This is a genomic window from Pantoea sp. YR525 (assembly GCF_900116775.1).
GTDB lineage: Bacteria > Pseudomonadota > Gammaproteobacteria > Enterobacterales > Enterobacteriaceae > Pantoea > Pantoea symbiotica.
Map to the genome: position 1 here is coordinate 176,178 of NZ_FPBU01000007.1, position 26,757 is coordinate 202,934.

Sequence of the window (26,757 nt, forward strand, 5' to 3'; positions counted from 1 at the left end):
ATTTATGGTGACCAGGTGCGCATGAATGCGCACCCTACGAAAACCACAACATATATTCGTACGATCGGCATTTATGGCGACCAGGTGCGCATGAATGCGCACCCTACAAAAACCGCGTTATATATTCGTAGGGTCGCCATTCATGGCGACCGTTCCATCACATACAATTCAAAACAGCAGTTTCGCAAGAGAAAGTCCCGCGCCTAAGGTTACAAACTGGGTAGTCACCATCCATTTGGTTTGTGTGATCATCGCTTTATACAAATCGACCTTTATCGCCGCAACATCCTCCTTAGTGGCGTAATTGGACTTGATCACCGCCACATCCGCTTTCAACGCAGCCACATCTTCCTTAGTTGCATAATTTGACTTGATTACCGCCACATCAGAGACCAACGTAGTAACCTGATCTTCCAGCCTTTTAACACGCTCTTGCATTCCTTTACCTCCGCTCGGTGGTTGTCCGCCCTGCTTGCGTTTACGTTGACGGCACGCATAATTGATAACACTCTTATTTAACGGTTCAGCTAACATTATTTCACCCCAATCGTTTCCATCTTTGATTGGGTAATGCAGGTTGACGGTAGCCCATACAATCAAATTCCCTTTTGCAATGGTAAACGTTAAACACCGCACTCGCCCAAGACCGTGAACATCTTAGCACTGGTTTTTTTCACAAACATTAGTGATTTGAATAAGAAATTTAAAATAACTGTCAAAAAAACAAAGAAAACAATTAATTAACAGAGCCAGTAATAATCCACCTACAAATAAATGTGAGCCAGCCTAAGACCTAATGAAATAAAAAAAGCTCACAACTTTTACATCGTGAGCTTTCTCGCAAAATTAGGCGTATTAGAAAATCACTGATAAACAATCCCCGGCGGATTTACCTGCGAGGTTTCTACCGCCTCTTCCTGTTCGCCCCAGCGTGCCAATACTTGTTTATATTCGCCGCTGGTAATCGCACCGTTAATTGCCTGCTGCAGCGCCACATCCAATCCATTGCCTTTTTTAGTGGTCACCGCTACCCACGCACGGAAAGGGCCGTGGCCGACGATTTTGGTTTGCCCGCGCGAGGCAACTTTCCATGCCGCCATCGCCTGCGGACCAAACGAGGCATCGGCACGTCCAGAAAGCAGCGCCAGCGTGGCTGCCGCATCATCGTTGAGATAGATTGGCTGCACCGGCGCTAAACCCTGCGCGCGGTTCTTCTCATCCCAGCTGAGTAAAATCCGTTCCTGATTGGTGCCCGAACCGACGATGATGCGCTTACCGGCCACGTCTTCGCGGCCTTTAATCGCGGTGATCGCGCTGTTGGTTTTCACCGCGAATGCATGGTTATCCGCGCGATAGGTGGCGAAATCGAACTTCTTTTTGCGCTCTTCGGTAACGGCAATATTGAACATCGCCACGTCATAACGTCCGGCGGTGATGCCCAGCGGCCAATCTTCCCAGGCGGCTGGCACCAGTTTCAGTTTTAAGCCCAAACTGTCCGCCAGCAAACGTGCAATATCGGGATCGCTGCCAATCAGCGTTTTATTATCCGACGCCCACAATCCGATGGGCGGCGAATTCATCGACGTGGTGGCGACGGTTAAATAACCCGGATTAACAAAATGAAAACCCGCCGGAATTTTCGCAATAGCCTGTGGATTCGTCGCAATATTGATCGGCGTTTCGTTGTTTTTGGCATCGAGCGTTTCTGCTGCGATGGCTGGCGCGCCTAATATCACTGTCAGTAACGCCGCAATAATCACTCGTTCCATTAAAGTACCCGCGCCAGAAAACGTTTAGTGCGCTCGTGGCGCGGCTGATTTAATACCTGATTGCTGCTGCCCTGTTCGACGATGCGGCCATCGACCATGAACACCACGTTATCTGCCACTTCACGCGCAAAACCGACTTCGTGCGTCACAATCACCAGCGTGGTGCCGGAACGCGCCAGCTTTTTGATCACATCCAGCACTTCGCCCACCAGTTCGGGATCGAGCGCCGACGTCGGTTCATCAAACAGCATCACACGTGGGTTAAGCATCAAGGCTCGCGCAATCGCGATACGCTGCTGCTGGCCGCCCGACAAATGGCGTGGCCAGGCATCGGCTTTGTGGCGTAAACCCACCACATCCAGCAGCTCACCGGCACGATCGATCGCTTCACGGCGCGACAGCTGACGATGCGCAATAGGCGCTTCAATCAGGTTATCCAGCACCGTCAGATGCGGGAATAGATTGAAGTTCTGGAACACGTAACCAACGTTGATGCGCTGACGCAGAATCGCCTTCTCTTTCAGCTCATACAGCTTGTCGCCGCGCCGCTGATAACCGATGTAGTCGCCATCGATCTGGATATAACCTTCATCGACGCGCTCCAGATGGTTGATGGTGCGCAGCAGCGTCGATTTACCCGAACCGGATGGCCCGAGAATCACCGTCACCGATCCCGGTTCCAGCTCCAGCGACACATCATCCAACGCTTTCAGCTTGCCGAACGACTTGCTGACGCCGGTAATGCTAATGGCGCCAGCGCTATGCAGATTGCGGTAATCAATGGCTTCGGACATGGGAAAGCTCCTCGGTTGCAGGTTTGGCGCTGCGGTTACGCCATTGACGCCAGCGCGACGGCTGCGGTTCACGGGTGACACTGCGCGCCAGCCAGCGCTCAACACTGTGCTGCAGCAGTGACAATACGGTGGTGATGATCAGATACCAGGCCGCACCGACCATCAGCAGCGGAATCACCTGCTGCGTGCGGTTGTAGATCATCTGAATGGTGTAAAACAGTTCCGGCATCGCCAGCACGTATACCATCGAGGTGCCTTTGGCGAGGCTGATGATTTCATTAAAAGTGGTGGGAATAATCGCGCGCAGCGCCTGCGGCAGAATGATGCGGAAGGTGCGACGCGTGGAGGATAATCCCAGCGCCGAAGCCGCTTCAAACTGGCCGTGATCAACACCCAAAAAGCCGCCTCGAATGATTTCGGCGCTATAGGCGCTCTGCACCAGCGTCAAACCAATTACTGCCGCCGGGAACTGGCCGAGCACGTTAATGGTCTGGAAGTGGCCCCACGACAGCGCGGTAAACGGAATGCCGAGCGACAGCGTGTCGTACAGATAGGAGAAGTTGTAGAGGATGATCAGCACCACAATCAGCGGCAGCGAGCGGAACAGCCAGATATAGCCGAACGCCAGCGTGCTGAGCAGCCACGATGACGAGAGGCGCGCCAGCGCCAGCAAGCCGCCAAAAATCAGGCTGAGAATGGTGCCAAACAGCGTCAGTAACAGCGTTTGCCCCAAACCGCTGAGGATCACCGGATCAAAAAACCATTTGGCGAACACGCCCCATTCCCAGCGCGGGTTGAAAGCAACCGAATCAATTACGCTAGCCAGAATAAACAGCGCGACAATCGCGCCGACGGTACGTGCCGGATAACGCGCCGGCACCACGGTTAAACGTTGTGGTTCATTACTCATGGCAACTCCTTAGCTGGCCTGCGCCACGCTATGCACATCGATCACTTTCAGGAAGCGCAAGCGTCCATCGTGTGGCGGCTGGCTGTAGACTTCCATATCCTCCAGCAGCTCAAACTGCGGCTGATAACCGTGGCCGATATACAACTTCACCGCTTCCGGCTGGCGGAAACCGGTGGTGAGAAACACGCGCTGGTAGCCTGCACGCAGCGCGCGACGCTCCAGTTCCTGCAGAATCAGCAGCGCCAACCCCTGACGACGCAGATCGCTGCGCGTCCAGATGCGTTTAAACTCAGCGGTCACCGCGTCATAAGGTTTGTACGCGCCCATCGCGATGATCTCGCCGTCACGCTCCAGCACGATAAACAGCCCGCGCGGCGGCAAATACCATTCGGTCAGCTCAACCTCTTTTTGGTTGGTAAAGAACGCGCCGTAGCGCGCGGCGTATTCACCAAATAGTCCGGTCAAAATCGGCTGCAGCTCAGGCGCTTCCGGTGACACTTCGCGGAACAGTTGCTCGCTCATGCGGCCTCCTTAATCGCCCAATCCGGCCGGATTGATCTCTGAACTGTCGATACGCTCAACGCCTTCACCCCAACGCTTCAGCACCTTGTCGTAATCGCCGTTTTTGATTACGCCATTCAGCGCGGTGTTGATCGGCTGCACCAGTCCGCCATCTTTCTTCACCGTCACCGCGATGTGCGCCGCTTTCGGCCAGCCACCATCAACGCTGCCAACCAAACGCGTTTGCTTAGTCAGCGCAGCTTTCCATGCGCCAATCACGTTCGGACCAAAAAAGGCATCGGCGCGACCGGACTGCAGCGCCAGCGTTTGTGCCGCATCGTCTTTGGTATACACCGGCGTAAACGGCTTCAATCCTTTGGCCTGATTCTCTTTATCCCACGCCAGCAGAATTGATTCCTGATTGGTGCCAGAGCCGACGATAATGCGCAGTCCGGCAATATCTTCCGCCTTGGTGATCGCCTTAATCGGGCTGCTGGATTTGACGTAAAAGCCGAGTGAATCTTTGCGATAGGTGGCAAAATCGAAGCGCTCTTTGCGCTCTTTGGTGACGGTGACGTTACTGATCGCCGCATCGTATTTGCCGGAAGCCACGCCCAGCGGCCAGTCTTCCCACGAAGTTGGCACCACGTTGAGTTTCAAACCCAGGCTGTCGGCGACTAAGCGGGCGATATCCACTTCGCTGCCGAGCAGGGTTTTGTTGTCATCACTGAATACGGTTAATGGCGGCGAATTCAGCGCGGCCACCGCCACGGTGAATGAGCCCGGCACGGCGAAGCGATGTCCGGCTGGGATCTGTGCTACTGCGGCAGCATTCTTCGCGGTATTGATCGGCGTTTTGTTGGCTTCAACACTGACGTTCTGACCGTTCACCGCCACATCTTCGGCGAATACAGCGCTGCTCATGCCTAGCAACAGCAGCGCGATAAGGGATTTTTTCTGCATAGCGTTTATTCTCGTGTTTTATTTTTGTGTGTATTGATTAACCGGATCTTTCAGACCAAAGCTGGCGCGCAGCGTGGTTCCGGGGTATTCGCTGCGGGTTAACCCGCGTGCTTGCAGAATCGGTACCACGCGATCGACAAAGCGTTCGAAGGTATCTGGCGTGCCGCCCTGAATGATGAAGCCATCGGTCGCTTCGCTCTCAAACCACAGCTGCAAACCATCGGCCACCTGCTCTGGCGTACCGTGAAACAGCGGACGCGGCGTAGCGGCTTCCAGCGCCGCCTGACGCAGCGTGTGGCCGTGCTCGCGCGCCTTGCGCTTGATTTCGTCGGTGGTGCTGCGGAAGCTGTTTTGACCGATATCGCCGAGTTCCGGGAACGGCTCATCGAGCGGATATTGTGCGAAGTCGTGATGATCAAAGAAGCGACCGAGATAGTTGAGCGCATCTTTGATGGAAACCAGCGCGGCGGTGGTTTGATACTGCTGCTCCACATCTTCTGCACTGTCGCCCACAATCACGCCAACGCCCTGGAAAATGTGCAGATCGCCCGGCTCGCGGCCATTCGCTACCAGCTGTTTTTTCACATCGCGGTAGAATTCCTGCGCTTCTTCCCGCGTCGGCTGATGGGTAAAGATGGCGTCAGCATGTTTAGCGGCCAGCTTGCGGCCATCTTCCGATGCGCCCGCCTGGAACACCACCGGACGACCTTGCGGCGTGCGTTCGATATTCAGCGGTCCTTGCACCTGGAAAAAATCGCCGTGGTGATTCAGCGTGTGCAGCTTCTCGGGATCAAAGAACTGGCCGCTCTGTTTATTACGCACGAAAGCATCGCCTTCCCACGAATCCCACAGCCCTTTCACCACTTGCAGATACTCGTCGGCGATGCGATAGCGCAGCGCGTGTTCTGGGTGCTGCTGGCGCGAGAAGTTCTTCGCCGATCCTTCCAGCGGCGAAGTCACTACGTTCCAGCCTGCACGACCGCCGCTCAGATGATCGAGGCTGGCAAACTGACGTGCCACGGTAAACGGTTCGCTATACGAGGTGGAAACCGTGCCGACCAAACCGAGATGCTCGGTAACGCCCGCCAGCGCCGACAGCAAGGTCAGCGGTTCGAAGCGATTGAGGAAGTGGGGAATCGATTTTTCGTTGATGAATAGGCCATCGGCAACAAACAGGAAATCCAGCTTGCCCGCTTCCGCCTTGCGCGCAATATGTTTGGCGTAATCAAAATTGATACTGGCATCCGCCAGCGCCGCCGGATGACGCCACGCGGACATATTGCCGGATGCGCCATGCAGAATGGTGCCCAATCGCAGTTGTCTTGCAGTCATAATGTTCTCTCTTTTGCCAAAGCGCAGCCTGACGGCGACATCGTGTCGCCGTGCAGAATCGAAATGAAATCAGTGAATCGAGCTAGTTCAGAATGGCGTCACGACATCGCGCGTTGAGGTGCTGCAATGCTTGCTGAGCTAATTGCGTAAAGTAGTGTGCAGCGGGGGCAATCAGCGCTTCATCGGGGTTGAAGCCGCCATGATGCAGACCAAATTCGCTTGCGCTGCCAATGCTGACAAACGCGCCGGGGATCTGCTGTAAGTAGTAAGCGAAATCTTCGCCGCCGAGGTGCAGCTCAGCGGTCTGCACGCGGTAGCCCTCCTGCTGCGCCACGTTGCAGGCAAACTGCGCCCAACGCGCATCGTTCTCCAGCACCGGCGGACCGGGATGCCAGCTAAAAGAGGCGCTGGCACCGTTGGCGGCGGCGATGTTCTCGACCAGCGTGCGGGCGCGCTGTTCCAGCTCTGCGCGCACCTGTTTGTCATGGGTGCGCACCGTGCCGCCAAATTCGGCCTCGCCGGGCAGCACGTTCCAGGTTTTTCCGGCGTCGATGCGCGTAACGCTGAGCACCAAGCTGTCCAGCGTGTTGAAGCTGCGGCTGGTGAGCGATTGCAGCGCCTGAATGATCTGGCTGGCGACCACGATGCTGTCCACGCCCTCTTCCGGATGCGCGGCGTGCGCCCCTTTGCCGGAAACGCGCACGATAAACTTATCCGCATTAGCGTAAAACGCGCCGCCGCGTGTGGCAAAGGTACCGGTCGGCAAACCGGGTTCATTGTGCATGCCGAAAATCGCCTGCACACCGTCCAGCACGCCCGCATTGATCAACTGACGTGCGCCGGTGGCGTTCTCTTCCGCCGGTTGGAACAGAATACGAATGCGGCCAGTCAATTGATCTTCAACTGCTTTCAACTGCAAGGCTGCGCCCAACATCACGGCGCTGTGAACGTCATGACCGCAGGCGTGCATCACGCCGCTATTACGCGAACGGTAAGCCAGTCCGGTGGCTTCATGAATCGGCAGCGCATCGATATCGGCACGCAGCGCAATCAGCGTGTCGCCGCGCCCCACTTCCACGATCACGCCGGTTTCCAGCGGATAATCCAGCAGACGCAAACCGGCGTCCTGTAACCAGCGACGCAGGCGCGCGGTGGTTTCGACTTCGCGACCGGATAACTCCGGCCAGCTGTGCAGCTCACGTCGCCAGTCAATCAGCTGATGTTCGCTAAATTGCGTCATACCTGCCTCCGTAAGCAGCAAATCAAGCCGTGACTAAACGGTGAGTAGCCAGCAGTTCGAGTGATTTAACGCGCGCCTGCTCTTCAGCCACCGGCGTATCAATCACAAACTCTTCAATGCCGAAGTGCTGATGCAGCGCATCCAGCTTGGCATGCACCTGCGCGGCGGTGCCTTTCAGCAGCGACGGCGTGCGTGGTTCAATCACGTAATCGCTGTAACCGCCCTGACGCACATAGCGTTCGGCCTGCTCGACGCTGCCGACGTTGACGCTGGGGCCATCTTTGACACTGACGTGATACACGCGCAGGTTGTCCACCAGCAGATCGGCTTCCGCCGGAGAATCTGCCACCACCACTTGCACCGCCACCAGCGCGCGCTGGCCGTTGCTGTGTTGGCGATAACTGTTAAGGACTTTTTCCATTAATTGCGGATCGCCGTTGTGGTGCGCAGCGAACACCAGCTGCCAGCCGAGTTCCGCCGCCAGTTTGGCGCTCTCTTCGCTGGCACCCAGCAGGAAGCGATTGGCCGGACGCGGCGGCTGTGGCGTGGCGCGCAGAATTTCTTCGTCGCCCACCGGCGGCACTTGCAGCCAGCTATCCAGCAGCGTCAACTGCTCGGCGAAGCTGCCTTTCTCCTGCAGATGCACGCCAAGCTGCAGCGCACGCGTCGAAAGCGGCAAGCCGCCCGGCGCTTTGCCGACACCGACGTCAATGCGTCCCGGCGCTAATGACGCCAGCAAGTTGAAGTTTTCCGCCACTTTGTACGGGCTGTAGTGTTGCAGCATCACGCCGCCGGAACCGACGCGAATATGTTGCGTCTGTCCGATGATCCAGGCGATCAGCAGTTCCGGTGACGGACTCGCCAGACGATCGGTATTGTGGTGTTCCGCCAACCAGAAGCGGTGATAACCCCAGCTTTCCGCCTGCTGCGCCAGCTGCAAAGTGCGGTGAAGCGCGTGGCTGGCTGTCTCTCCATCAGCAATCGGCGATTTATCCAGCAAACTCAGTCGGTATGACATGCGCCTTATCCTTTTCGTCATGAATATGGCGAGTAGTGTGTGGCGCAGAAGGCGGGTTCGTAAAACATGATATTGTCGTATCTATATTTACTTTATGCATATCAGGGAGATAGATTGGACCGTTTGGTTTAAACTCCTTTGAAAACACACAATTATCCCCGCTAAATATGGATTGTTGCGGCGATGTTTTGAAAATGTGACATTCAATATAAAATTATTAAAACATCGTTTCAAAATGTGACGCAATTCATCCAATCGCAATTCCCTTATTTTTCCAGCCACTATTTTCTCTATGCTGGCACCACGCGGCACCTCTCGACAAAATCAATGCGCCGCACCTTCCTGCCTCCCCCCTTAGCTGGAGAAAAAGCATGACGTTTAAAAAATTACTTCTGGTAGTTTCGTTATCCTCTGCGGCAGCGTTTTGCCCTGCTGTGGCGTCCGCTAAAGTCATCAAAGTAGCAGAAGTACAACCAGCGGGTTATCCCACCGTGGTGGCACTTGAACACATGGGCGAGAAGCTGAAAAAAGCCACTGACGGGCGGTTAGAAATGAAGGTTTACGCCGGTGGCGTATTGGGTGATGAAGACCAAACGCTGCAGCAGGTGCAACTGGGCGCGATTGATATGATTCGCGTGTCGCTGGCACCGGTCACCAGCATCGCGCCAGAAACCAGCGTATTAACCTTGCCGTATGTTTTTCGCGATGAGGACCATATGCACAAGGTGCTGGATGGTGATATCGGGAAAAATATCGTCGAGAAATTCGATAACGATCCCAACGCCCGCATGATTTTCCTCGGCTGGACCGACGCCGGTGTGCGCAACATGATCACCAAAAAACCGATCGCCAAACCCGAAGATCTTAAGGGCATGAAAATCCGCGTGCAAAACAGTGCGATCTCACTGGCTACCTTGAAAGCGATGGGGGCGAATCCGGTCGCGATGGGCGTGAGCGAAGTGTTTAGCGCCATGCAAACCGGCGTGGTGGATGGCACTGAAAACAATCCGCCAACCTTTGTCGCCCACAACTATATGCCCGTCGCCAAGTACTACACCCTCACCGGCCACTTCATTCAGCCTGAAATGATTCTCTACTCCAAACCGTTATGGAATCGTCTCTCGGCAGATGATCAGGCATTGCTGAAGAAATTAGGCAAAGAGGCGCAGGAGGAAGAACGCCAGCTTTGGGCAACCTACACCCAACAATCTATCGAGAAGATGAAAGCCGGTGGCGTGACCTTCCAGGAAACCGATCGTGAAACCTTCATGAAAGCCACGCAACCGGTGCGCGATCAGTTTGGCGGCAAATATCAGGATTTGATGAAACAAATTGCTGATGTGAAGTAATCCTCCCCACGCCACGTGCCTGCGTGGCGTTTTAACCAGGTAAACATTATGACTGCATATTCTCGTCTGATGGATGGGCTTTATTTGCTGTGCATGGCGATTGCCGCCGTTGCCTTATTGATTATGGTGACGGTGATTCCCATCGGGATTTTCTCACGCTATGTGCTGAACGACGCATTATCCTGGCCAGAACCGGTCGCCATCATTTGCATGATCATCTTTACCTTTATTGGTGCGCCAGTCGGGTTCCGCGCCGGTACGCATATTTGTGTGTCGATGATGACTGACCGGCTCTCGCCGGCGAATCAGCGCTGGCTGCTGAAGTTGTCTGATGCGCTGATGATCATCACCTGTCTGGTGATTTTCCGCGCCAGTTACAACCTGTGTGAAGCGATGTGGGTGCAAACGCTGGCTTCATTGCCGATGGTGACCTACGGCGAAATGTATCTGCCGATCCCGGTCGGCGCGATCTTTACGCTGTTGTTTGTGATTGAGCGATTGGTTAATGGCGATCAAAGCCAACGCGCCATCGTGACTCTTGGCGGCACCCACTAAGCGGAGAAGAAAATGGACGCACTGATTTTGATAGGCAGTTTGGTGGTGTTGCTGCTGGTGGGTTTTCCGGTGGCATTCGCCGTTGGATTGAGCGCGTTTATCGGCGCATGGTGGATCGACTTACCGCTGGAAGCGGTGGTGATTCAGATTACCAACGGCATCAATAAGTTTTCGCTGCTGACCATTCCCTTCTTTATTCTGGCTGGCGCGATTATGGCGGAAGGCGGCATTGCCCGGCGGCTGGTCAACTTCGCCTATATTTTCGTTGGCTTTATTCGTGGCGGTTTGTCGCTGGTGAATATCGTCGCCTCAACCTTCTTTGGCGCGATTTCGGGATCTTCGGTAGCAGATACCGCCTCGATTGGGTCGGTGATGATTCCGCAGATGGAGGAGAAAGGCTATCCGCGTGATTTCGCTGCGGCGGTGACCGCCAGCGGCTCGGTACAGGCGGTTCTAACTCCGCCAAGCCACAACTCGGTGATTTATTCGCTCGCCACCGGCGGCGTTGTCACCATCTCTTCCCTGTTTGTCGCCGGGATCATTCCCGGCCTGCTGTTGGGTTTCTGTTTGATGGTCATGTGCCTGGGATTTGCGCGTAAACGTGGTTACCCCAAAGGCGAGCGCATCCCTTACAAGCAGGCGTTGAAAATCTTCTTCGATGCGTTTTGGGGCCTGTTCACCATCTTCATCATTCTCGGCGGGATTCTTTCGGGCGTTTTCACTGCCTCAGAATCGGCGGCCATCGCCTGCATCTGGGCGTTCTTTGTCACCATGTTTATTTACCGTGATTTCAAATGGACGCAATTGCATATTCTGGTGTTTCGCACCATCAAAACGGTAACCATTGTGATGGTGTTGATCGCCTTCGCAGCCGGTTTCGGTGCGGTGATGACCTTTATGCAATTACCCACCATCATTACCGAAGCTTTTACCCAATTCTCCAGCAACAAGTATGTAATTTTAATGTGTATCAACCTGCTGTTGCTGGTGGTGGGAACGCTAATGGACATGGCACCGCTGATCCTGATTTTGACTCCGGTACTGTTACCTGTGGCCACCGCGCTGGGCGTCGATCCGGTGCATTTCGGCATGATAATGCTGACCAACCTGGGCATCGGTTTAATTACGCCACCGGTCGGCACGGTATTATTTGTCGCCAGCGCAGTGAGCAAACAAAAGATTGAGCAAGTGGTATCCGCCATGCTGCCCTTCTATGGCATGTTGTTTATTGTGCTGATGCTGATTACCTATATTCCGGCCATATCGCTGTGGTTACCGCGTTTGATGGGCGTGATGTAACAACCACGTATAATCACCGTAGGGTCGCCATTTATGGCGACCTTAATATATGTGCCGCAATTATCAGGTCGCCATAAATGGCGGTCTAAACTTCTATTTATTTTTTTCGGCAAAGCTTAGTGCAATTCCTTGGTTCAACTCCCGTGTGCGGCATTCAATGATGAAAACCGCCCGTCGGGCTATTGATAAAAAAGGGAAACACCATGACTAAGCATTTTCACTTGCAGGCTTTGAGTTTGGCCCTGCTATCAGGGATTTTTAGCGCCCACGCGGCAGACGCGCCGGTTAAAGGCGGCACGCTGGTTTATCTCGAACAACAGGCGCATACCAACCTTTATCCACCTGCCGGTGGCTTTTATCCCAATGGCGGAATTCTGAATCAAATCACCGATAAACTGACGTGGCAGAATCCAAAAACATTACAAGTTGAACCCTGGATTGCCGAAAGCTGGAGCAGCAACGCCGATAAAACCGAATATACCTTTAAAATTCGTCCCGGCGTCACCTTCTCCGATGGCACGCCTTTAGATGCCAATGCGGTAGCCAAAAACTTTGATACTTACGGTCTGGGAAATAAAGCCCAGCGCCTGCCAGTTTCCGAAGTGATTAATAATTACGACCGCAGTGAAGTTATTGATCCTCAGACGGTGAAATTTTATTTCAAAAAACCGTCACCGGGTTTTTTACAGGGCACCGCAACGATTGGATCGGGATTAGTTTCTCTCAGCACGCTGCAACGTAGCTTCGATCAACTCGGCGATGCGCGTCATATTATCGGTTCCGGTCCGTTTGTTGTCAGTGATGAAAAACTCGGGCGCGAAGTCGATTTAACAGCGCGCAAAGATTACCAATGGGGCCCGAAAAATCTCGCCCAGCAAGGTCCAGCCAATCTCGACGGCATTAAATTCATTGTCACGCCGGAAGACAGCGTGCGCATCGGCGCGCTGCTGGCGGGTCAGGCCGACTTTATTCGTCAGGTGCAAGCCTATGACGAAAAGCAGGCGCAGCAGCAAAACTTCCCGATTTACGCTGCGCCCACGCGTGGCGTCAACGACAGCATCAGCTTCCGCCCGGATAACCCGCTGGTCAGCGATGTGAAAGTGCGGCAGGCACTGCTGCACGCCACCAACGCGCAGCAAGTGGTGCAAACCCTGTTCTCACCGAACTATCCGCAGGCCACATCAGTGATCGCCACTTCGGCGGCCGGTTACGTTAACCTGGCCGACAAGCTGAAATTCGATCCGGCATTGTCGAAAAAACTGCTGGATGAAGCGGGCTGGAAACCGGGCAGCGACGGCATCCGCGAGAAGGATGGTAAGAAACTGGCGCTGACCATTTATGAATCGCTGCCGCAGCCGCAGAACAAAGAGGTGCTGCAGTTGGTGGCACAGCAATGGCGTCAGGTGGGTGTCGCGCTGGCGGTGAAAGCCGGTGATGCCGGCAGCCGCGTGCTGGATAACCTCGATCCGCTGAAAACCCCACTTACCGTTTCCGAAGTGGGCCGCGCCGATCCTGACGTGGTGAAAAGCCAGTTCTACCCGACTAACCGCGATGCGCTGCTGCAGAAAGGCGGCTCCAGCGACAAAGTGCAAAACTTCCGCGACGACAAGCTCAACACGCTGTTATTGGGCATCTCCTCAGAAGTCGACCCGGCGAAACGCCTGGCGGTGACCGGCGATGCGCAGCGTTATCTGCTCGATCAGGCCTATGTGATTCCGATCTTTGAAGAACCGCAGGTGTTTGCCGGTGCGCCGTGGCTGAAAGGCGTGAATTTCGAAGCCGTAGGTCGTCCGTCGTTCTACGGCGCGTGGCTGGAAAAACACTAAGGCAGGTTAATGATGCAACGTTCACTGCTGCGAAGAGTGGGTCAAAGCGTATTGGTGCTGTGGGCCGCGTTTACCCTGTCGTTCTTTCTGCTGCAGGTGCTGCCCGGCGATGCGGTGCTGATCAAGTTTCAGAACCCGGATCTGGGCCTCAGCCCGGATCAGATCGCCGAAATGCGACTGGCTTACGGCGCGGATAATCCGCTCTGGCAGCAGTACGTGCACACGCTGCTGGCGATGCTGCGCGGCGATTTTGGTTACTCGGTGCAGGCGGGCGTGCCTGTCAGCGAACAGCTGATCAGCAACCTGCCCGCCACGCTGCAACTGGCGCTGCTCGGCTTTGCGCTGGCAACGATTATTGCGTTCGCGCTGGCGGCGTTATCGCGCTTGCCAGCGCTGCGCTTCCTGCGTTCCGTGCTGCAATCGGTACCGGCGCTGTTTATCTCGCTGCCAACCTTCTGGCTCGGCATCGCGCTGATTCAGCTGTTCTCCTTCCAACTGCGCTGGATCCCGGTGATCAATCCGTCGGCGCTGCAGGGTTTGATTCTGCCGGTGATTACCGTGGCGATCCCGATCTCCGCGCCGCTGGCGCAGATTCTGCTGCGCAGCATCGATCAGGTCTCCACCCAGCCGTTTGTGGCGGTGGCGCGCGCCAAAGGTGCCAGCGAAAGCCATGTGCTGTGGCATCACGTGATGCGCAATGCGCTGCTGCCGGTGCTGAACGTGGCCGGTTTGCTGCTCGGTGAACTGATTGCCGGGGCGCTGATTACCGAAACCGTGTTTGGCCTGAGCGGTGTCGGTCAGCTGACGCAGCAGGCGGTGAATAATCAGGACGTCGCAGTGTTACAGGCGGTGGTGATGATCTCCGCGCTGGCGTTCGTGCTGATTAACCTGCTGGTCGATGCGCTGATGCCGCTGTTCGATCCGCGTCTGCAATCCATTGCCGGAGGCCACCGATGAGCCTTGTCGATTACTCAACTGCACGGCAAAAAATCAGCACACCGCGCGTGCTCAACATCCAGCCCGGATTGTGGCTGGCGTGGGGCGTGATGCTGCTGGCACTGCTGGCGGCGTTTGCGCCTGAGCTGTTTACGCATTTCAGCCCGACCGAAGGCGTGCCCGGCGCGCAGCGTCTGCCGCCGCAGGCCGCGTACTGGCTCGGCACCGATCAGCTGGGCCGCGATCTCTACACGCGCATTATCTATGGTTCGTCACAGTCGCTGTCGGCGGCGGTCGCAGCTGTGGCGATGGGGCTGATTGGCGGCACCACGCTCGGCGTGCTGGCGGGCGCGATTGGCGGTCGCACCGAAAACTGGCTGATGCGCTTAGTGGATGTGCTGCTATCAATTCCCTCGCTGCTGCTGTCGCTCAGCATTCTGATTCTGCTGGGTTTCGGCACCGTTCACGCCGCGCTGGCGGTGGGCATCGCCTCGATTGCCAGCTTTGCCCGTCTGGCGCGCGGCGAAGTGGTGCGTGTGCGCCGCAGTGAATTCGTCGAAGCGGCTTATGGCAGCGGCGGCAGTTTCTGGCGCGTGTTGTGGCGTCACATTTTACCCAACTCGCTGACGGCGGTGATCGCCTTCGCCGCGTTGCAGTTTGGTCAGGCGATTCTGGCGCTGTCGACGCTGAGCTTTCTCGGCTACGGCACGCCGCCGCCGACGCCCGAATGGGGATTATTGATCGCCGAAGGACGTAACTATCTGGCGACCGCGTGGTGGCTCACCACTTTCCCTGGCATTGTGGTGGTGGCCGTGGTGCTGGCCGCTAACCGCATCAGCCGTCAACTGGCCGGAGGTGACGCATGAGCGCGTTATTAGCCATTGAAAATTTAACCCTCAGCTATCGCCAGCGCGGCGAGTGGCGTGCGGTGGTTCACAACGTCAGCTTTGAGTTGCAGCCCGGTGAAATGGTGGCGCTGGTTGGTGAATCAGGTTCCGGCAAAACCACTACCGCGCAGGCGATTATTGGTTTGATGGCGGAAAACGGCCGCCGTGATAGCGGCATGATTGTGCTGAACGGCACCGATATCGCTGGCTGGTCATCGAAACGTCTTGATAGCCTGCGCGGCGTCAGCATCAGCTTAGTGCCGCAGGATCCGGGCAACTCGCTCAATCCGGTGAAAACCATCGGCGATCAGGTCGGTGAAATGCTGCAGCTGCACCTGAAAATCAGCAAAGCCGAACGTCAGCAGCGCGTGCTGGAGCTGCTGCAAAAAGTAGGGCTGAGCCATCCGGAACAGCGCCTCAAGCAGTATCCGCATCAGCTCTCCGGCGGCATGAAACAGCGCGTATTGATCGCGATCGCCCTCGCCCTGCGTCCGCAGATCATCATTGCCGATGAGCCCACCAGCGCGCTGGATGTCACGGTGCAAAAACGCATTCTCGATCTGCTGGATGTGCTGCGCCGCGAATCTGGCACCGCAGTGCTGTTTGTCACGCACGATTTGGCGCTGGCGGCAGAACGTGCCGATCGCCTGCTGGTATTTCGTCATGGCGAAGTGCAGGAACAAGGCCCGGCGGCGCAGGTGATCAACGCGCCAAAACATGCCTATACGCGGCAGCTGTTAAAGGATGCCGATCCGGGCGACAGCGCGCTGTCGGTGCCGACTCAAGCCAACTTCTCGTCACCGGCGATTCAGCTCTCCGGCATCAACAAACAGTTTTCCCTTGGTCGCCAGCAGCAGCTACAGGTGGCGAAAGAGGTGTGCGTCACGGTGGCGCGCGGCACCACGCACGCGCTAGTCGGCGAATCCGGCTCAGGAAAAACCACGCTGGCACGTATTCTTTTAGGCTTTGAGCAGGCCGACAGCGGCCGCGTGGTGATCGATGGCATCGACGCCACCGCGCTGCGCGGTGAAGCGCAACGCCAATTGCGCCGCAAGATTCAGTTTGTCTATCAGAACCCGTTTGCCTCGCTCGATCCGCGCCAGACGCTGTTCGCCATCATTGAGGAACCGCTGCGTAACTTTGAGAAGCTCAGCAGCGAGCAGCGCCGTGAACGCGTCGCCGCCGTGGCGCAGCGCGTGGCGTTACCGCTGGAATTACTGACGCGCAAACCGCGTGAGTTATCCGGCGGCCAGCGTCAGCGTGTAGCCATCGCCCGCGCCCTGATTCTGCAACCGGCGATTCTGGTGCTGGATGAAGCCACCTCGGCGCTGGATGTCACGGTGCAGGCGCAGATTCTGCAACTGCTGCAACAGCTGCAACGCGAACTCGGCCTCACTTATCTGTTTATCACCCACGACCTCGCCACCGTGCGCCGCATTGCGCATAGCGTCACCGTGCTACGCGCCGGTGAAGTGGTGGAGCAAGGTGACACCGTCACGCTATTTAACGCGCCTCAGCATCCGTATACCCGATCGCTGATTGACGCGATTCCCGCTTTCCGTCCGCTGATTAAGGAGTCTGCATGACGCGTAAACGCATTGGATTTTTCACCCGCCTGCTGGATGACACTACCGCACAGCAGCGCTATCGCCTGGCAACCGAGCAGATTCAGCACGCTGAGCGCAGCGGGTTTGATAGCGCGTGGATTGCGCAGCATCACTTTCACGAGAAAGAAGGCGGCTTGCCGTCGCCGCTGCTGTTTCTGGCCCACGTTGCCGCGCACACCCGCACCATTCGCCTTGGCACCGGCATCATCACGCTGGCGATGGAGAATGCGCTGCGCGTCGCTGAAGATGCGGCGGTGCTGGATCTGTTGAGCAACGGTCGCCTCGAAGTCGGTTTAGGGTCGGGCGGCACCGCGACCTCGTTTCTGCCGTTCGGCATCACCATCGACCAACGCGCCAGCGTGTTTGCCGATCATCTGCATCAGCTGCTGAGCGCCTGGCGCGGCGATACGCTGGGACATCCGGATAACCATCTTTATCCCGCTGCGCCGACGCTGGCACAGCGCGTGTGGATCGCCACCTTCTCGGTGGAAGGTGCCGCGCGCGCGGGACAAGCCGGGCACGGTTTGATGCTGTCGCGCACCCAGCCGCGTCCAGCGGGCCAGCCGGATTTGCCGCTCGACCAGATACAAAACCCGATGATCGATGCCTATCTGGCGGCATTACCGGCGGGCATTGCGCCGCGCATTCTGGCATCGCGCACCGCTTTTGTCGCAGATTCAACAGACTACGCGCGCCGCCTTGCCGAACCGGGCTTGCAGCGCCAGGCGCAGCATTTCCGTGAATCAGGACACGTTATTGGCAATACGCTGGACGAACAGGCGCGCCAGCTGGATGCGCACTTCGGCGATGCCGACCAGGTGCGGCAATCGCTGCTCGCCGATACGTCGCTGCAACGCGTCACCGATATCAGCTTCCAGGTGCACTCCATCGATCCGCCACACGCCGACATTCTGCGTTCTGTCGAATTGATTGCCGAACACATTGCGCCCGCGCTGCGTGGTTAGGTCATTTGCGGTCGCCATAAATGGCGACCCTGGGGTTTGTAGGGTCGTCATTTATGGCGACCTTCTAACGCTTAACTGGAGAATTGCATGTCTCAACCGACAGATTTACTGGCCGCGCTGGCGGATATCGATCCCGCGTCTGAACTGGCGCAGGCCCGCGCCGAGCGTCATGCCGCCACGCAGCATACGCAAGGCAGCTACGATGTGCTGTTTTCGCAAGATGATGAAGATTTGCCGTTAGCAGAACGCTTCGCCCTCGCCGCGCAGGTCGCAGCCTGGCATGGCGCATCGCGTCTCGAAGCGCATTACCGCCAGCCGGATCAGCCGCACAACGAACGCTTTGATGCAGGCCTGGCGTTTGCGGAACTGCTGAGCCTGCGTCCGGTGGATGCCGCGCCGCAGCACATCGAGAAACTGCAAACTGCCGGCTGGTCGCCGCGCGGTATAATCACGCTGGCACAGCTGATTGCCTTTGTCAGCTTCCAGAGCCGCTTACTCACGGGTTTGCGTTTGCTCAACGGCGAAGAGACGGCGTCGCAGCCGCATGCGGTTGCCGGAAAGTGGCACGATGCGTCGCTCACCGTTAGCGGCAAAACCGCCCTCACCGCCTTTACCCAACAGGAACTTGGCTGGGAACCGTGGCTGGCGGCGAAACCGCTGCATGAATTTAGCGCTGAAGAGCAGGTGACGCTGGCGAAATTCGGCCATAGCGATTCCGATTACTTCCGCCTGCTGGGACGCAATCAGCCGCTGCTCGAACAGCGCACGCTGACCGATAAAGGCATCTTCTACACCGCTGGCGGACTCTCGCGCGCCGAACGTGAACTCGCCGCCACGGTAGTGAGCAAGGTCAACGGCTGCATCTACTGCGCCTCGGTGCATGCACGCAAAGCCAGCCAGCTGTCGAAAGATGAACCGGCGGTGCAGAAGCTGCTGAATGTCGCGCCAGGCGCTGAGCTGTCGCACGGACAATCGGCTCGTTGGGCGGCGCAGATCGATCTGGTCGCCACCTTATCGATCACGCCTGCCGCCACCAGCCTGAAACAACTGCAGGCGCTGCGCGATCAGGGATTCAGCACGCTGGAGCTGCTGGACCTGATTCAATCCGCCGCCTTCTTCGCCTGGGCTAACCGCCTGATGCTGACGCTTGGCGAACCTTTCTTACCTGAACACACACAAGGATGACCATGACGGATCTTTCCCATCAACAGCTGGTGCGCTGGCGACGCGAGCTGCACCAGCATCCCGAATTGTCGGATCAGGAATTTGCCACCACGGAACGCCTTACCCGTTGGCTGCAGGAACTTAACGTCAAGCAGCTGCCGCTGGAGCTGAAAACCGGCGTTGTGGCAGAAATCGGTCACGGCGAACCGCTGATTGCGATGCGTGCCGACATCGACGCCCTGCCCATCGACGAGCAAAGCGATCACGCGTGGCGATCTCAGCAGCCAGGCGTGATGCACGCATGCGGCCACGATCTGCACAGCAGCGTGATGCTAGGCGTCGCGCAGCAGCTGAAACGCATCGAATCCAAGCTGCCTGGCCGCGTACGCATTCTGTTTCAGCCTGCCGAGGAGATTTTCACCGGCGCGAAACAGCTACTGGCGGCGGGCGCGCTGAAAGATGTGCATGCGATTTTCGGCCTGCATAACGCGCCGGATCTGCCCATCGGCACGCTGCGCACGCGCGGCGGCGCCTATTATGCCAACGTCGATCGCTTCCAGATCAATATCACCGGCAAAGGCGCGCACGCCGCGCGTCCGCATGAAGGCATTGATAGCATCGTGATTGGCAGCCATATCGTCACCGCACTGCAAACGCTGCCGAGCCGCGTGTTCAGTTCGCTGGAATCGGTGGTTGTCAGCGTCACGCGCTTTACCGCGGGCAACAGCTGGAACGTGCTGCCCCAAACGGTGGAACTGGAAGGCACAGTACGCACCCACAACACGGCGATTCGCGCGCAGATCCCGCAGAAAATTGAAGCGCTGATTAATGGGATCGCCGCCGGATTTGGCGCGCAGGCCGAGCTGGTGTGGCAGGAAGGCCCGCCCTCGCTGGTCAACACGCCGCAATGGGCCGATTTCGCGCTGGATCTGGCAGCAGAGCAAGGCTATCAAACCCAAGTCGGCACACCGCAGATGGGCGGCGAAGACTTCGCCTTCTACCTGCAGCAGCTGCCAGGCGCGTTCGTCAGCATCGGCAGCGCCAGTGAATTTGGCCTGCATCACGCCGGATTCGATCCGGATGAAGCGATGCTGGAACCGGCGGTGCATTACTTCACCGAACTGGCCCAGCGTGCGCTGCTGACGCTGCGCCAGCAACAGGCGCTGGCATCGTGACCATGAGAGCAAGGAGAAAACCGATGGCGATTTCTGTACCTGTTCCACGTCTCGACCATGTGGTGATCAACGTTGCCAGCCAGCTGGATGACGCCAGCGCGCTGTTTCGTCGCCTGGGATTTCAGCTGACCGAGCGCGGCCATCACTCGCTCGGTTCCAGTAATCATCTGGCGATTTTTGGTGATAACTATCTGGAGTTGTTGGGGTTTGAACCGGGACGCGGCAACCTGCGCCAGGATTTGTGGCAGTCGCCGATTGGCCTCAGCGGTTTGGTGTGGAAAACCGAGGATGCCGACGCGGTGTGGCGTTATCTGGAGAGCCAGGACATCGACGGCGATCTGCCCGCGAGCTTTTTCCGCCCCGTGACGTTGCCGGACGGCACCGAGCAGGAAGCCCGTTTCCGCACCGTACGGCTGCGCCCGTCGCTGGTGGCGAATGGCCGCAGCTTTTTTTGCCAACACGATACGCCGGATTCGGTATGGCAGGACGCATGGCGTGTTCATCCGAATGGCGTGAGCGATATCGTCGAATTCGTGGTTGTCGCGCAGGATCCCGCCGCCGCCGCCCAGCCTTACAGCCGCTTGTTTGGTGCCGATAAGCTCACCGCCTGTCAGGAAGGCGCGTTTGTGCTCAAAGCGGGCGTGGCGACGGTGCGCTTTGCCTCTGCGGAATACGTCACGCAGCGCTTCGCCGGATTGCCGATTGATTACGACGGCAGCGCGCGCATGGCAGGATTGAGTTTGCGCACCACGGATCTGCGCAAGGTGAAAGCCAGCTTGCTGCTCGGTGACGTGCCGTTCCGCGAGGAAGAGGCGGCGATCATTGTCGGTGCCGAGCAGGCATTTGGCGTGGCGTTGCGGTTCCAGTTGTGATTTGTAGGGTCGCCATTTATGGCGACCTGGTTTAACTTAATTCACTTTCGTATCCGATAAACGAAGGTGAAATGTGACCGCTAAACTGCATCTCGAAACCCTCAGACTCACCTGCTCGCAAATCACCGAAGACGACTGGGATTTCTTTCGTCACCTCCAGCTCTCGCCACAGGTCATGCATTACATTGCCGATGCAAAATCTGAAGAAAAAATTCACGCCGACTTCACAGCAAGATTACCGCTCTGGTCGCCACGCAGCGCGCATTGGCTGTGTCTGGTGGTGCGGGAAAAACAGTCAGGCAATCGTATCGGCGTCAGCGGTTATATTCATCGTGAAAATGACTGCGCCGAAGTCGGCTTTCTGTTCGCGCCGGAAGCGCAAGGCAAAGGTTATGCGCACGAATCGCTTCGCGCGATTTGTGACTATGCGTTTAGCGACGGTGGCATTAGACGCCTGAGCGCCACTGTTACGGCAGGCAATATGCCCTCACGGCGACTGCTGGAAAAAGTTGGCTTTAAATTAGAGGGCGAGCTGCGGGAAAGTTACTGGCTGAAAAATGCGTGGCATAACGATTGGGTGTTTGGGTTGTTGCGCGGGGAATATGGGTTGTAATACCTTTGTTATCAACTCAGATCGAGATCAGTTTTGATTAACGTCTTAGCCATATTCAAACCGATCAAACATAGAGATGTCCGCTTTGTGCCAGGAGCGGACATTAGCTGGGCAACATCGCTGAACCTGTTATCCAAACGTCTCTTTACCTTATAGCCCGAATGTATTTAGAAAAGATTGTCTTTTATTCAGGTTGGCCTTTCTCGTTCATCATCATTTAAAGCATGAAGGGAATACAGCGTCTGTTCTGTCAAAGCTACGCCGATAAAAATAGCGAGCACAATAATACCCATCGCCAGTGGCCAGACGCTGTCCGTCAACATCAGCCTGCCGGCTGCAGCCGTACCCAGCGACCCTGCCGTAATTTTCATCGCTCCGACCCAGACGAATACCTGTCCCCGGCAGGCAGAGGGGGAATATTCGCTCCTGGCGGCGAGAGTGGCGCCGAAGAATCCAGCGTTAAGCATGCCGGTCACAAAAAACAGCATCAGCAGAACGACAAAATGCATGTTCAGCATGATAAGAAATACGCCTGCAGTAATAAAACAGGCAAAGCGAGTCATCAGGGTATCCGGTTCCCCGACAAGCGGGCGAATCATCAGGCACACTGAGCCAACGAGGTTACCGCTGCCATAGGCAACAGTCAGACACGCTGCCGTAGTGGCCGCCACGCCGAGCGCAGTAGCCAGACTGACAGCCGTGATCGGAAGCACCGCCACGCAAAAGGCCACTGCAACCGTCAGGTATAGCGTTCTTCTCAGGCGCGGATTCCTTACTAACAGCAGCATCGTTGCAACCGTGCCTGGTACATGCCGCTTTTCATCAGCACTGGCGGCGGAAGGGACCGGGATGCGGAGGATAAAATAAGCGGCCATCGCCGTTGCGCCAGCCAGCGTATAAAGTGCTGCAGAAGGAGAAAACCAGGCGGCAAGTGCCGCAACGAGCGCAGGCCCCACAGTTCCACCCAGCCCGTAGGTTGCCACATCCCAGCCATGTACCCGACGCTGATCATCACGGGAACGACCGGCAATAGCCGGCAAATGGGTGCTGATCCCCCCCGTGAGCAACGGACCACAGAGACCGGCGCCAGCCAGCAGGCCACCGGTCATGGATAGCGGCACTCGGGAAAAGGTCAGTGTTGCCGCGACGATGAGCCCGGTGTGGATCAGACAGGCTGCAGCAATGACCCAGCGGCTGTCATGTGCCGTGTCAAGACGACGGGCAATGAAGGGACCGGCCAGGTGAGGCAGCGTGATGCAGGCGGCAAGCGTGCCGGCCCAGCCAGCGGAGTGACTGTCGGCAACACACAGAAGGATCACCGCCAGGACGCCCCCTCCGTCTGCCAGACGCGCAAGCGTGGCTGCCAGAACGTACCGCGCCAGACCGGCCCGGTCCAAACTTTCATTATGTGAGTAACCTGGCAGCGTTTCCTCCTTCATGCTATTTACCTCAGACCGAGGCGGCTGATAACGGCAGCAACGTCTGCAAGATCATCAGCGGACAGGGGACGCAGAGGACGCGGCAGGCAATCAGCCTCCGTCAACCCGAGCACGCCCGCAGCTGCTGCCATCACGCGGATGCTGCCGCCGTGTTTGCGGAACAGGTCCCATAGCGGCTGCAGACGCTCGCTGAGCTGTACTACGCGTTCGCGATCTCCCCGTGCCGCCGCGTCGGTCATTTCTTTGGCGACATGCGGGAACAGGCCGCCGCAAACGGAGTACCAGACTTCACAGCCGGCATTAAGACCGTTGGCGGCGCTGGCGTCTCCACTGATACCAACGGTCACCCCTTCAGGCAGCTTTGCTTTCAGGCGCTTTACGCGTGCCAGAGCATCCTCCGGCGAAGGTGGAACGCCGGGAATTTTTACGGATTTGATACCGGGCAATGTGGCAATGCGCCCGTGTAGCTCGTCTGAAAATTCAAAATGTGTTGTGCCGGGGTTGTCGTAGATACAGACCGGCACTGAAACGTATTGTGTGAGCGTCTCAAACACGCCAAAAACTTCATCGTCCCTGAGCGTCTGGTACGACACTGGCGGCAGCAGCAGCGCATCCGCGCCGGCCGCCTGTGCGTCATCGGCCAGCCGCAGCACTTCATCGGTGCTGACCGCCCCTACGCAGATCATCACAGGGATATTACCCGCATGCGATTTTGCGATACCCGATATGTGGCTGCGCTGCGAACGTGTCAGGTAGGCATAGCTGCCCGTTGATCCGAGAACGCCGATGGAATCGACACCGGCTGACGTGATGCGCTCAAGAATGCGGATAAAACCGTGCTCGTCAAAGCCGGCGGGTGTAACGGGAGTAAGCGGAAAGGCGCTCAGACCGGTAAACATAATGTGCTCCTGCAGAGTCATTGGGATGAGTACTGGCGAGCATAGCAGTAGAAAAAAACATTGTCACATGACAATGTTGAGTCAAAAAAGTATAATGCCGCGAGGCATTATCATTATCTCCGGTTTATGTTTTCAGCAACTGGCGTCAGTCAGAGGCAGAAGACCCGCGCTGGTTAATCCGCAAATACGAAGGCCGGTTGAGGCCGGAACAGAGAAAATGACAGCATCGGAAATATTTGAATCCGTCAGACAGAAAGTTCGTACGGGGCAACTTCATCCTGGTGATGCTCTGCCGCCCGTCAGGGAGATGGCCGCACAGCTTAGCGTGCACCGCAATACCGTTGCTTCAGCCTATAAAAAGCTGGCGGCCGCAGGCATTGCGGTCACTAACGGGCGCTACGGCACGACCATATCACAGGCTGAAGACGTGCCGGAACAAGAAGGCCCCGCCCGTCAGACTCACCTGATTGACGTATCCGGCGGCAATCCGGAACCTTCCGCACTGCCGGATGTGGCATCGCTGCTGCAGGCCGTCAGCCTGACACCCCGCAGTTATGGCGGGAGTGTCATTAATCCGGGCCTTGAGAAAGCAGGCCGCGAGTGGTTCTGTCCGGACGCGCCCGGCATGTTTGGCCTCGGACTGACGCACGGAGCAGTAGACGCTATTGAGCGCCTGATTACTGGCTACCTGACGGCTGGCGAGAAAATTGCGGTTGAGGAGCCCTGCTTTCTGAGCAGCATTAATGCCATCCGCAGCCTGGGTTATGTACCTGCCGGCGTGCCTGTAGACCGGGACGGCCTGCTCCCCGGCCCGCTGCAGGAGACTCTGGAAGCCGGAGCGCAGGTGGTGATTGTGACTCCCAGAGCCCACAACCCCACCGGGTGCAGCCTGAACCCGCAACGTGCGTCGGAAATCAGGGCCGTGCTGGCCCGGTTCCCGCACGTCATGGTTATCGTTGACGATCATTTTTCGCTGCTTTCAGGGAGCGAATACCAGAATGTGATTGCCGCTGAAACGCGAAACTGGGCCATCGTCCGTTCGGTTTCAAAATTCTTTGGCCCAGATCTCAGACTGGCGCTGGTTGCCTGCAACCCCGATACGTCTGAGAGGCTGAGCCGGCGTATGGCCTCAGGCACACACTGGGTGAGTCATATTTTGCAGGACATGACAGAAGAAGCTCTGGCATCAGCGGATGTTGTACGAAAAGTCAGTGAGGCAGCAACATTGTACCGGGACAGACGCAATGCCCTGCTTGCCGCGCTTCGCACGCGCAACGTTATGGCTCTGCAGGAATATGACGGACTTAACGTCTGGCTTCCTCTTTGTCATGAACCTTCCGGGCTCATCAGGCTGATGGAAGCGCGCGGCTGGCTTATACGCGCAGGCGCTGGCTTTTATCTCACGGATCCGGGGCACGCTATCCGCCTGACGCCCGGCGTGCTGAGTGATGAGCAGTGCGACGCCCTGGCGCAGGATCTGACAGACGCACTGCGTGAGTCAGGCAATTCAATCGGCCCGATCTGACTGGCGTCCCGGATTCGGTGTTTTTTTGCAAACGCAGCTAATGAGGTAAGCAATGTTTCATGACTATGGCGTAGTGAATTTCTGGACGTTCCTCGCCGGTGCGGTGGTTATCGTTATGATCCCGGGTCCCAACAGCCTTTATGTACTGCGCACGGGTATCAGCCGGGGAATGCGCGCCGCGTACCGTGGGGTTGCCGGCGTGGTGCTCGGAGACGTGTTTCTTATTTTTCTGGCCTGGGCCGGCATAGCCACCCTTATCCAGACGAGCCCGCACATTTTTACCGCCGTGAAATATCTGGGCGCGCTATTTCTGAGCTGGCTGGGAATAAAAATTATCTGGTCTGCCCTGCATCAGCCCCTTAAGGACTCTAGCGTTCCGGCTGTCAGGAAAGAAAACTACTTTCTGAAGGCGTTTATGCTGAGCATAACGAATCCGAAGTCGATTCTGTTCTACGTCTCGTTTTTTATTCAGTTTATCGACCCGGCGTCGGAGCACAGTGCGGCCGCGTTCAGTCTCCTGGGGGCCGTGCTGCAGCTTATCAGCCTGTCATGGATGACATTTTTACTGATAGCCGGCGCGGCAGTTGCCCGCTGGCTGGGCTCACGAAGACGCCTGGTCAGGATGGGTAACTCTCTCACCGGGCTGCTGTTTATAGGCTTTGCGGCGCGCCTTGCCGCTGCACAGGGATAAAAGAAACCGCTTTATTAATTCGGCCGTGTCGGGACGACCCGCGCACAATGATGGCCTCTGACGGGACGACCCGGTAATGTAAAGGAGACGTCACTATGGCGTGGATATTACTGGTCGCTGCAGGCGTGCTTGAGGTGGTGTGGGCGTATTCAATGAAGCTGTCGGAAGGCTTCACGCGCCCCCTTTATACGCTCGCGACCGTGGCCGGCTTGATAGCCAGCTTTGCGCTGCTGGCAACAGCAATGCGTTCCCTTCCACTGGGGACGGCCTATACCATCTGGACCGGAATCGGTGCGGTGGGCTCGTTTATCACCGGGCTGTATTTCCTGGGCGAGCCTGCCTCCCCAATGCGTATTCTGGCAGCGGCTATCATCCTTGCCGGCCTTATCATGATGAAACTGGCGTCCTGACGGGCTGACGTCCGGGAT

26 protein-coding genes are annotated in these 26,757 nt (G+C 57.0%); 15 read left to right on the top strand and 11 right to left on the bottom strand.

Annotated features, from left to right (window positions below):
- Positions 1-168: 168 nt before the first annotated feature.
- The 9 genes from BM323_RS15685 to BM323_RS15725 all read right to left on the bottom strand — a co-directional run bounded on the left by BM323_RS15685 (position 169) and on the right by BM323_RS15725 (position 8,527).
- Entirely contained in the window at positions 169-534 is a 366-nt protein-coding gene (locus tag BM323_RS15685) for a hypothetical protein (protein WP_238541746.1), read from the bottom strand.
- Positions 535-863: 329 nt separating this feature from the next.
- Positions 864-1,769, bottom strand: coding sequence for an ABC transporter substrate-binding protein (locus BM323_RS15690; RefSeq protein ID WP_008108805.1), 906 nt, complete (start codon positions 1,767-1,769; stop codon positions 864-866).
- Positions 1,769-2,563 (bottom strand): amino acid ABC transporter ATP-binding protein, encoded by a 795-nt coding sequence (locus BM323_RS15695; protein WP_008108807.1) that lies wholly within the window; start codon positions 2,561-2,563, stop codon positions 1,769-1,771. Before BM323_RS15695 ends, BM323_RS15690 begins: the two co-directional genes overlap by 1 nt.
- Positions 2,547-3,473 carry an amino acid ABC transporter permease gene (locus BM323_RS15700; protein WP_008108808.1) on the bottom strand — a complete coding sequence of 309 codons (927 nt, stop codon included), beginning with the start codon at positions 3,471-3,473 and terminating at the stop codon, positions 2,547-2,549. Before BM323_RS15700 ends, BM323_RS15695 begins: the two co-directional genes overlap by 17 nt.
- Before the next feature lie 9 nt (positions 3,474-3,482).
- The gene (locus BM323_RS15705; protein ID WP_008108812.1) at positions 3,483-3,995 is read right to left on the bottom strand and encodes a GNAT family N-acetyltransferase; all 513 of its coding nucleotides are present in this window, start codon (positions 3,993-3,995) and stop codon (positions 3,483-3,485) included.
- Between the two features lie 9 nt (positions 3,996-4,004).
- Positions 4,005-4,937: an ABC transporter substrate-binding protein gene (locus tag BM323_RS15710; protein ID WP_008108813.1), complete on the bottom strand. Its 933-nt coding sequence runs from the start codon at positions 4,935-4,937 to the stop codon at positions 4,005-4,007.
- A gap of 18 nt (positions 4,938-4,955) precedes the next feature.
- A complete protein-coding gene (locus BM323_RS15715; protein WP_008108816.1) occupies positions 4,956-6,269 on the bottom strand; it encodes an LLM class flavin-dependent oxidoreductase in 1,314 nt (437 codons plus the stop codon).
- A gap of 82 nt (positions 6,270-6,351) precedes the next feature.
- Positions 6,352-7,509 (bottom strand): amidohydrolase, encoded by a 1,158-nt coding sequence (locus tag BM323_RS15720; RefSeq protein WP_008108817.1) that lies wholly within the window; start codon positions 7,507-7,509, stop codon positions 6,352-6,354.
- Between the two features lie 22 nt (positions 7,510-7,531).
- Positions 7,532-8,527: an MsnO8 family LLM class oxidoreductase gene (locus BM323_RS15725; RefSeq protein WP_008108818.1), complete on the bottom strand. Its 996-nt coding sequence runs from the start codon at positions 8,525-8,527 to the stop codon at positions 7,532-7,534.
- 371 nt (positions 8,528-8,898) lie between these two features.
- Between BM323_RS15725 and BM323_RS15730 the strand changes: the two genes are divergently transcribed.
- The 12 genes from BM323_RS15730 to BM323_RS15785 all read left to right on the top strand — a co-directional run bounded on the left by BM323_RS15730 (position 8,899) and on the right by BM323_RS15785 (position 21,775).
- Positions 8,899-9,876, top strand: coding sequence for a TRAP transporter substrate-binding protein (locus BM323_RS15730; protein ID WP_008108819.1), 978 nt, complete (start codon positions 8,899-8,901; stop codon positions 9,874-9,876).
- 48 nt (positions 9,877-9,924) lie between these two features.
- Entirely contained in the window at positions 9,925-10,431 is a 507-nt protein-coding gene (locus tag BM323_RS15735) for a TRAP transporter small permease (protein ID WP_008108820.1), read from the top strand.
- 12 nt (positions 10,432-10,443) lie between these two features.
- Entirely contained in the window at positions 10,444-11,730 is a 1,287-nt protein-coding gene (locus tag BM323_RS15740) for a TRAP transporter large permease (protein ID WP_008108821.1), read from the top strand.
- Positions 11,731-11,933: 203 nt separating this feature from the next.
- Entirely contained in the window at positions 11,934-13,556 is a 1,623-nt protein-coding gene (locus BM323_RS15745) for a TIGR04028 family ABC transporter substrate-binding protein (protein ID WP_008108822.1), read from the top strand.
- 12 nt (positions 13,557-13,568) lie between these two features.
- Positions 13,569-14,513 (top strand): ABC transporter permease, encoded by a 945-nt coding sequence (locus BM323_RS15750; protein ID WP_175501720.1) that lies wholly within the window; start codon positions 13,569-13,571, stop codon positions 14,511-14,513.
- Positions 14,510-15,358 (top strand): ABC transporter permease, encoded by an 849-nt coding sequence (locus BM323_RS15755; RefSeq protein ID WP_008108824.1) that lies wholly within the window; start codon positions 14,510-14,512, stop codon positions 15,356-15,358. The genes BM323_RS15750 and BM323_RS15755 overlap by 4 nt, the downstream gene beginning before the upstream one ends.
- Positions 15,355-16,965, top strand: coding sequence for a dipeptide ABC transporter ATP-binding protein (locus BM323_RS15760; protein WP_008108825.1), 1,611 nt, complete (start codon positions 15,355-15,357; stop codon positions 16,963-16,965). The genes BM323_RS15755 and BM323_RS15760 overlap by 4 nt, the downstream gene beginning before the upstream one ends.
- Positions 16,962-17,951 carry a putative FMN-dependent luciferase-like monooxygenase gene (locus BM323_RS15765; RefSeq protein WP_008108826.1) on the top strand — a complete coding sequence of 330 codons (990 nt, stop codon included), beginning with the start codon at positions 16,962-16,964 and terminating at the stop codon, positions 17,949-17,951. The genes BM323_RS15760 and BM323_RS15765 overlap by 4 nt, the downstream gene beginning before the upstream one ends.
- An 87-nt stretch (positions 17,952-18,038) precedes the next feature.
- A complete protein-coding gene (locus BM323_RS15770) occupies positions 18,039-19,136 on the top strand; it encodes an alkylhydroperoxidase domain protein (RefSeq protein WP_008108827.1) in 1,098 nt (365 codons plus the stop codon).
- Positions 19,137-19,138: 2 nt separating this feature from the next.
- Positions 19,139-20,290, top strand: coding sequence for an amidohydrolase (locus BM323_RS15775; protein WP_008108828.1), 1,152 nt, complete (start codon positions 19,139-19,141; stop codon positions 20,288-20,290).
- Between the two features lie 23 nt (positions 20,291-20,313).
- Complete coding sequence (locus BM323_RS15780) at positions 20,314-21,162, top strand: VOC family protein (protein WP_008108830.1); 849 nt, start codon at positions 20,314-20,316, stop codon at positions 21,160-21,162.
- A gap of 73 nt (positions 21,163-21,235) precedes the next feature.
- Positions 21,236-21,775, top strand: coding sequence for a GNAT family N-acetyltransferase (locus BM323_RS15785; protein ID WP_008108831.1), 540 nt, complete (start codon positions 21,236-21,238; stop codon positions 21,773-21,775).
- 188 nt (positions 21,776-21,963) lie between these two features.
- Here the strand turns inward: BM323_RS15785 and BM323_RS15790 are convergent, their stop codons facing one another.
- Together BM323_RS15790 and BM323_RS15795 are read right to left on the bottom strand one after the other, a co-directional pair.
- The gene (locus BM323_RS15790) at positions 21,964-23,214 is read right to left on the bottom strand and encodes an MFS transporter (protein ID WP_008108832.1); all 1,251 of its coding nucleotides are present in this window, start codon (positions 23,212-23,214) and stop codon (positions 21,964-21,966) included.
- Between the two features lie 5 nt (positions 23,215-23,219).
- A complete protein-coding gene (locus BM323_RS15795) occupies positions 23,220-24,113 on the bottom strand; it encodes a dihydrodipicolinate synthase family protein (RefSeq protein WP_008108833.1) in 894 nt (297 codons plus the stop codon).
- 25 nt (positions 24,114-24,138) lie between these two features.
- Here BM323_RS15795 and BM323_RS24365 point away from each other — a divergent pair, with 25 nt between their 5' ends.
- The 3 genes from BM323_RS24365 (at position 24,139) to BM323_RS15820 (ending at position 26,739) form a co-directional block, all read left to right on the top strand.
- On the top strand, positions 24,139-25,638 hold the full coding sequence (locus BM323_RS24365) for an aminotransferase class I/II-fold pyridoxal phosphate-dependent enzyme (protein ID WP_162129955.1): 1,500 nt from the start codon (positions 24,139-24,141) through the stop codon (positions 25,636-25,638).
- A gap of 52 nt (positions 25,639-25,690) precedes the next feature.
- Complete coding sequence (gene leuE / locus BM323_RS15815) at positions 25,691-26,329, top strand: leucine efflux protein LeuE (protein ID WP_008108835.1); 639 nt, start codon at positions 25,691-25,693, stop codon at positions 26,327-26,329.
- 95 nt (positions 26,330-26,424) lie between these two features.
- The gene (locus tag BM323_RS15820; RefSeq protein ID WP_008108836.1) at positions 26,425-26,739 is read left to right on the top strand and encodes a DMT family transporter; all 315 of its coding nucleotides are present in this window, start codon (positions 26,425-26,427) and stop codon (positions 26,737-26,739) included.
- Positions 26,740-26,757 lie beyond the last annotated feature (18 nt).

What these genes read in the sequence shown, in the direction of transcription:
- BM323_RS15685 (WP_238541746.1), bottom strand. Translation starts at nt 534, where the DNA reads ATGTTAGCTGAACCGTTAAATAAGAGTGTTATCAATTATGCGTGCCGT.
- BM323_RS15690 (WP_008108805.1), bottom strand. Translation starts at nt 1,769, where the DNA reads ATGGAACGAGTGATTATTGCGGCGTTACTGACAGTGATATTAGGCGCG.
- BM323_RS15695 (WP_008108807.1), bottom strand. Translation starts at nt 2,563, where the DNA reads ATGTCCGAAGCCATTGATTACCGCAATCTGCATAGCGCTGGCGCCATT.
- BM323_RS15700 (WP_008108808.1), bottom strand. Translation starts at nt 3,473, where the DNA reads ATGAGTAATGAACCACAACGTTTAACCGTGGTGCCGGCGCGTTATCCG.
- BM323_RS15705 (WP_008108812.1), bottom strand. Translation starts at nt 3,995, where the DNA reads ATGAGCGAGCAACTGTTCCGCGAAGTGTCACCGGAAGCGCCTGAGCTG.
- BM323_RS15710 (WP_008108813.1), bottom strand. Translation starts at nt 4,937, where the DNA reads ATGCAGAAAAAATCCCTTATCGCGCTGCTGTTGCTAGGCATGAGCAGC.
- BM323_RS15715 (WP_008108816.1), bottom strand. Translation starts at nt 6,269, where the DNA reads ATGACTGCAAGACAACTGCGATTGGGCACCATTCTGCATGGCGCATCC.
- BM323_RS15720 (WP_008108817.1), bottom strand. Translation starts at nt 7,509, where the DNA reads ATGACGCAATTTAGCGAACATCAGCTGATTGACTGGCGACGTGAGCTG.
- BM323_RS15725 (WP_008108818.1), bottom strand. Translation starts at nt 8,527, where the DNA reads ATGTCATACCGACTGAGTTTGCTGGATAAATCGCCGATTGCTGATGGA.
- BM323_RS15730 (WP_008108819.1), top strand. Translation starts at nt 8,899, where the DNA reads ATGACGTTTAAAAAATTACTTCTGGTAGTTTCGTTATCCTCTGCGGCA.
- BM323_RS15735 (WP_008108820.1), top strand. Translation starts at nt 9,925, where the DNA reads ATGACTGCATATTCTCGTCTGATGGATGGGCTTTATTTGCTGTGCATG.
- BM323_RS15740 (WP_008108821.1), top strand. Translation starts at nt 10,444, where the DNA reads ATGGACGCACTGATTTTGATAGGCAGTTTGGTGGTGTTGCTGCTGGTG.
- BM323_RS15745 (WP_008108822.1), top strand. Translation starts at nt 11,934, where the DNA reads ATGACTAAGCATTTTCACTTGCAGGCTTTGAGTTTGGCCCTGCTATCA.
- BM323_RS15750 (WP_175501720.1), top strand. Translation starts at nt 13,569, where the DNA reads ATGCAACGTTCACTGCTGCGAAGAGTGGGTCAAAGCGTATTGGTGCTG.
- BM323_RS15755 (WP_008108824.1), top strand. Translation starts at nt 14,510, where the DNA reads ATGAGCCTTGTCGATTACTCAACTGCACGGCAAAAAATCAGCACACCG.
- BM323_RS15760 (WP_008108825.1), top strand. Translation starts at nt 15,355, where the DNA reads ATGAGCGCGTTATTAGCCATTGAAAATTTAACCCTCAGCTATCGCCAG.
- BM323_RS15765 (WP_008108826.1), top strand. Translation starts at nt 16,962, where the DNA reads ATGACGCGTAAACGCATTGGATTTTTCACCCGCCTGCTGGATGACACT.
- BM323_RS15770 (WP_008108827.1), top strand. Translation starts at nt 18,039, where the DNA reads ATGTCTCAACCGACAGATTTACTGGCCGCGCTGGCGGATATCGATCCC.
- BM323_RS15775 (WP_008108828.1), top strand. Translation starts at nt 19,139, where the DNA reads ATGACGGATCTTTCCCATCAACAGCTGGTGCGCTGGCGACGCGAGCTG.
- BM323_RS15780 (WP_008108830.1), top strand. Translation starts at nt 20,314, where the DNA reads ATGGCGATTTCTGTACCTGTTCCACGTCTCGACCATGTGGTGATCAAC.
- BM323_RS15790 (WP_008108832.1), bottom strand. Translation starts at nt 23,214, where the DNA reads ATGAAGGAGGAAACGCTGCCAGGTTACTCACATAATGAAAGTTTGGAC.
- BM323_RS15795 (WP_008108833.1), bottom strand. Translation starts at nt 24,113, where the DNA reads ATGTTTACCGGTCTGAGCGCCTTTCCGCTTACTCCCGTTACACCCGCC.
- BM323_RS24365 (WP_162129955.1), top strand. Translation starts at nt 24,139, where the DNA reads ATGAGTACTGGCGAGCATAGCAGTAGAAAAAAACATTGTCACATGACA.
- leuE (WP_008108835.1), top strand. Translation starts at nt 25,691, where the DNA reads ATGTTTCATGACTATGGCGTAGTGAATTTCTGGACGTTCCTCGCCGGT.
- BM323_RS15820 (WP_008108836.1), top strand. Translation starts at nt 26,425, where the DNA reads ATGGCGTGGATATTACTGGTCGCTGCAGGCGTGCTTGAGGTGGTGTGG.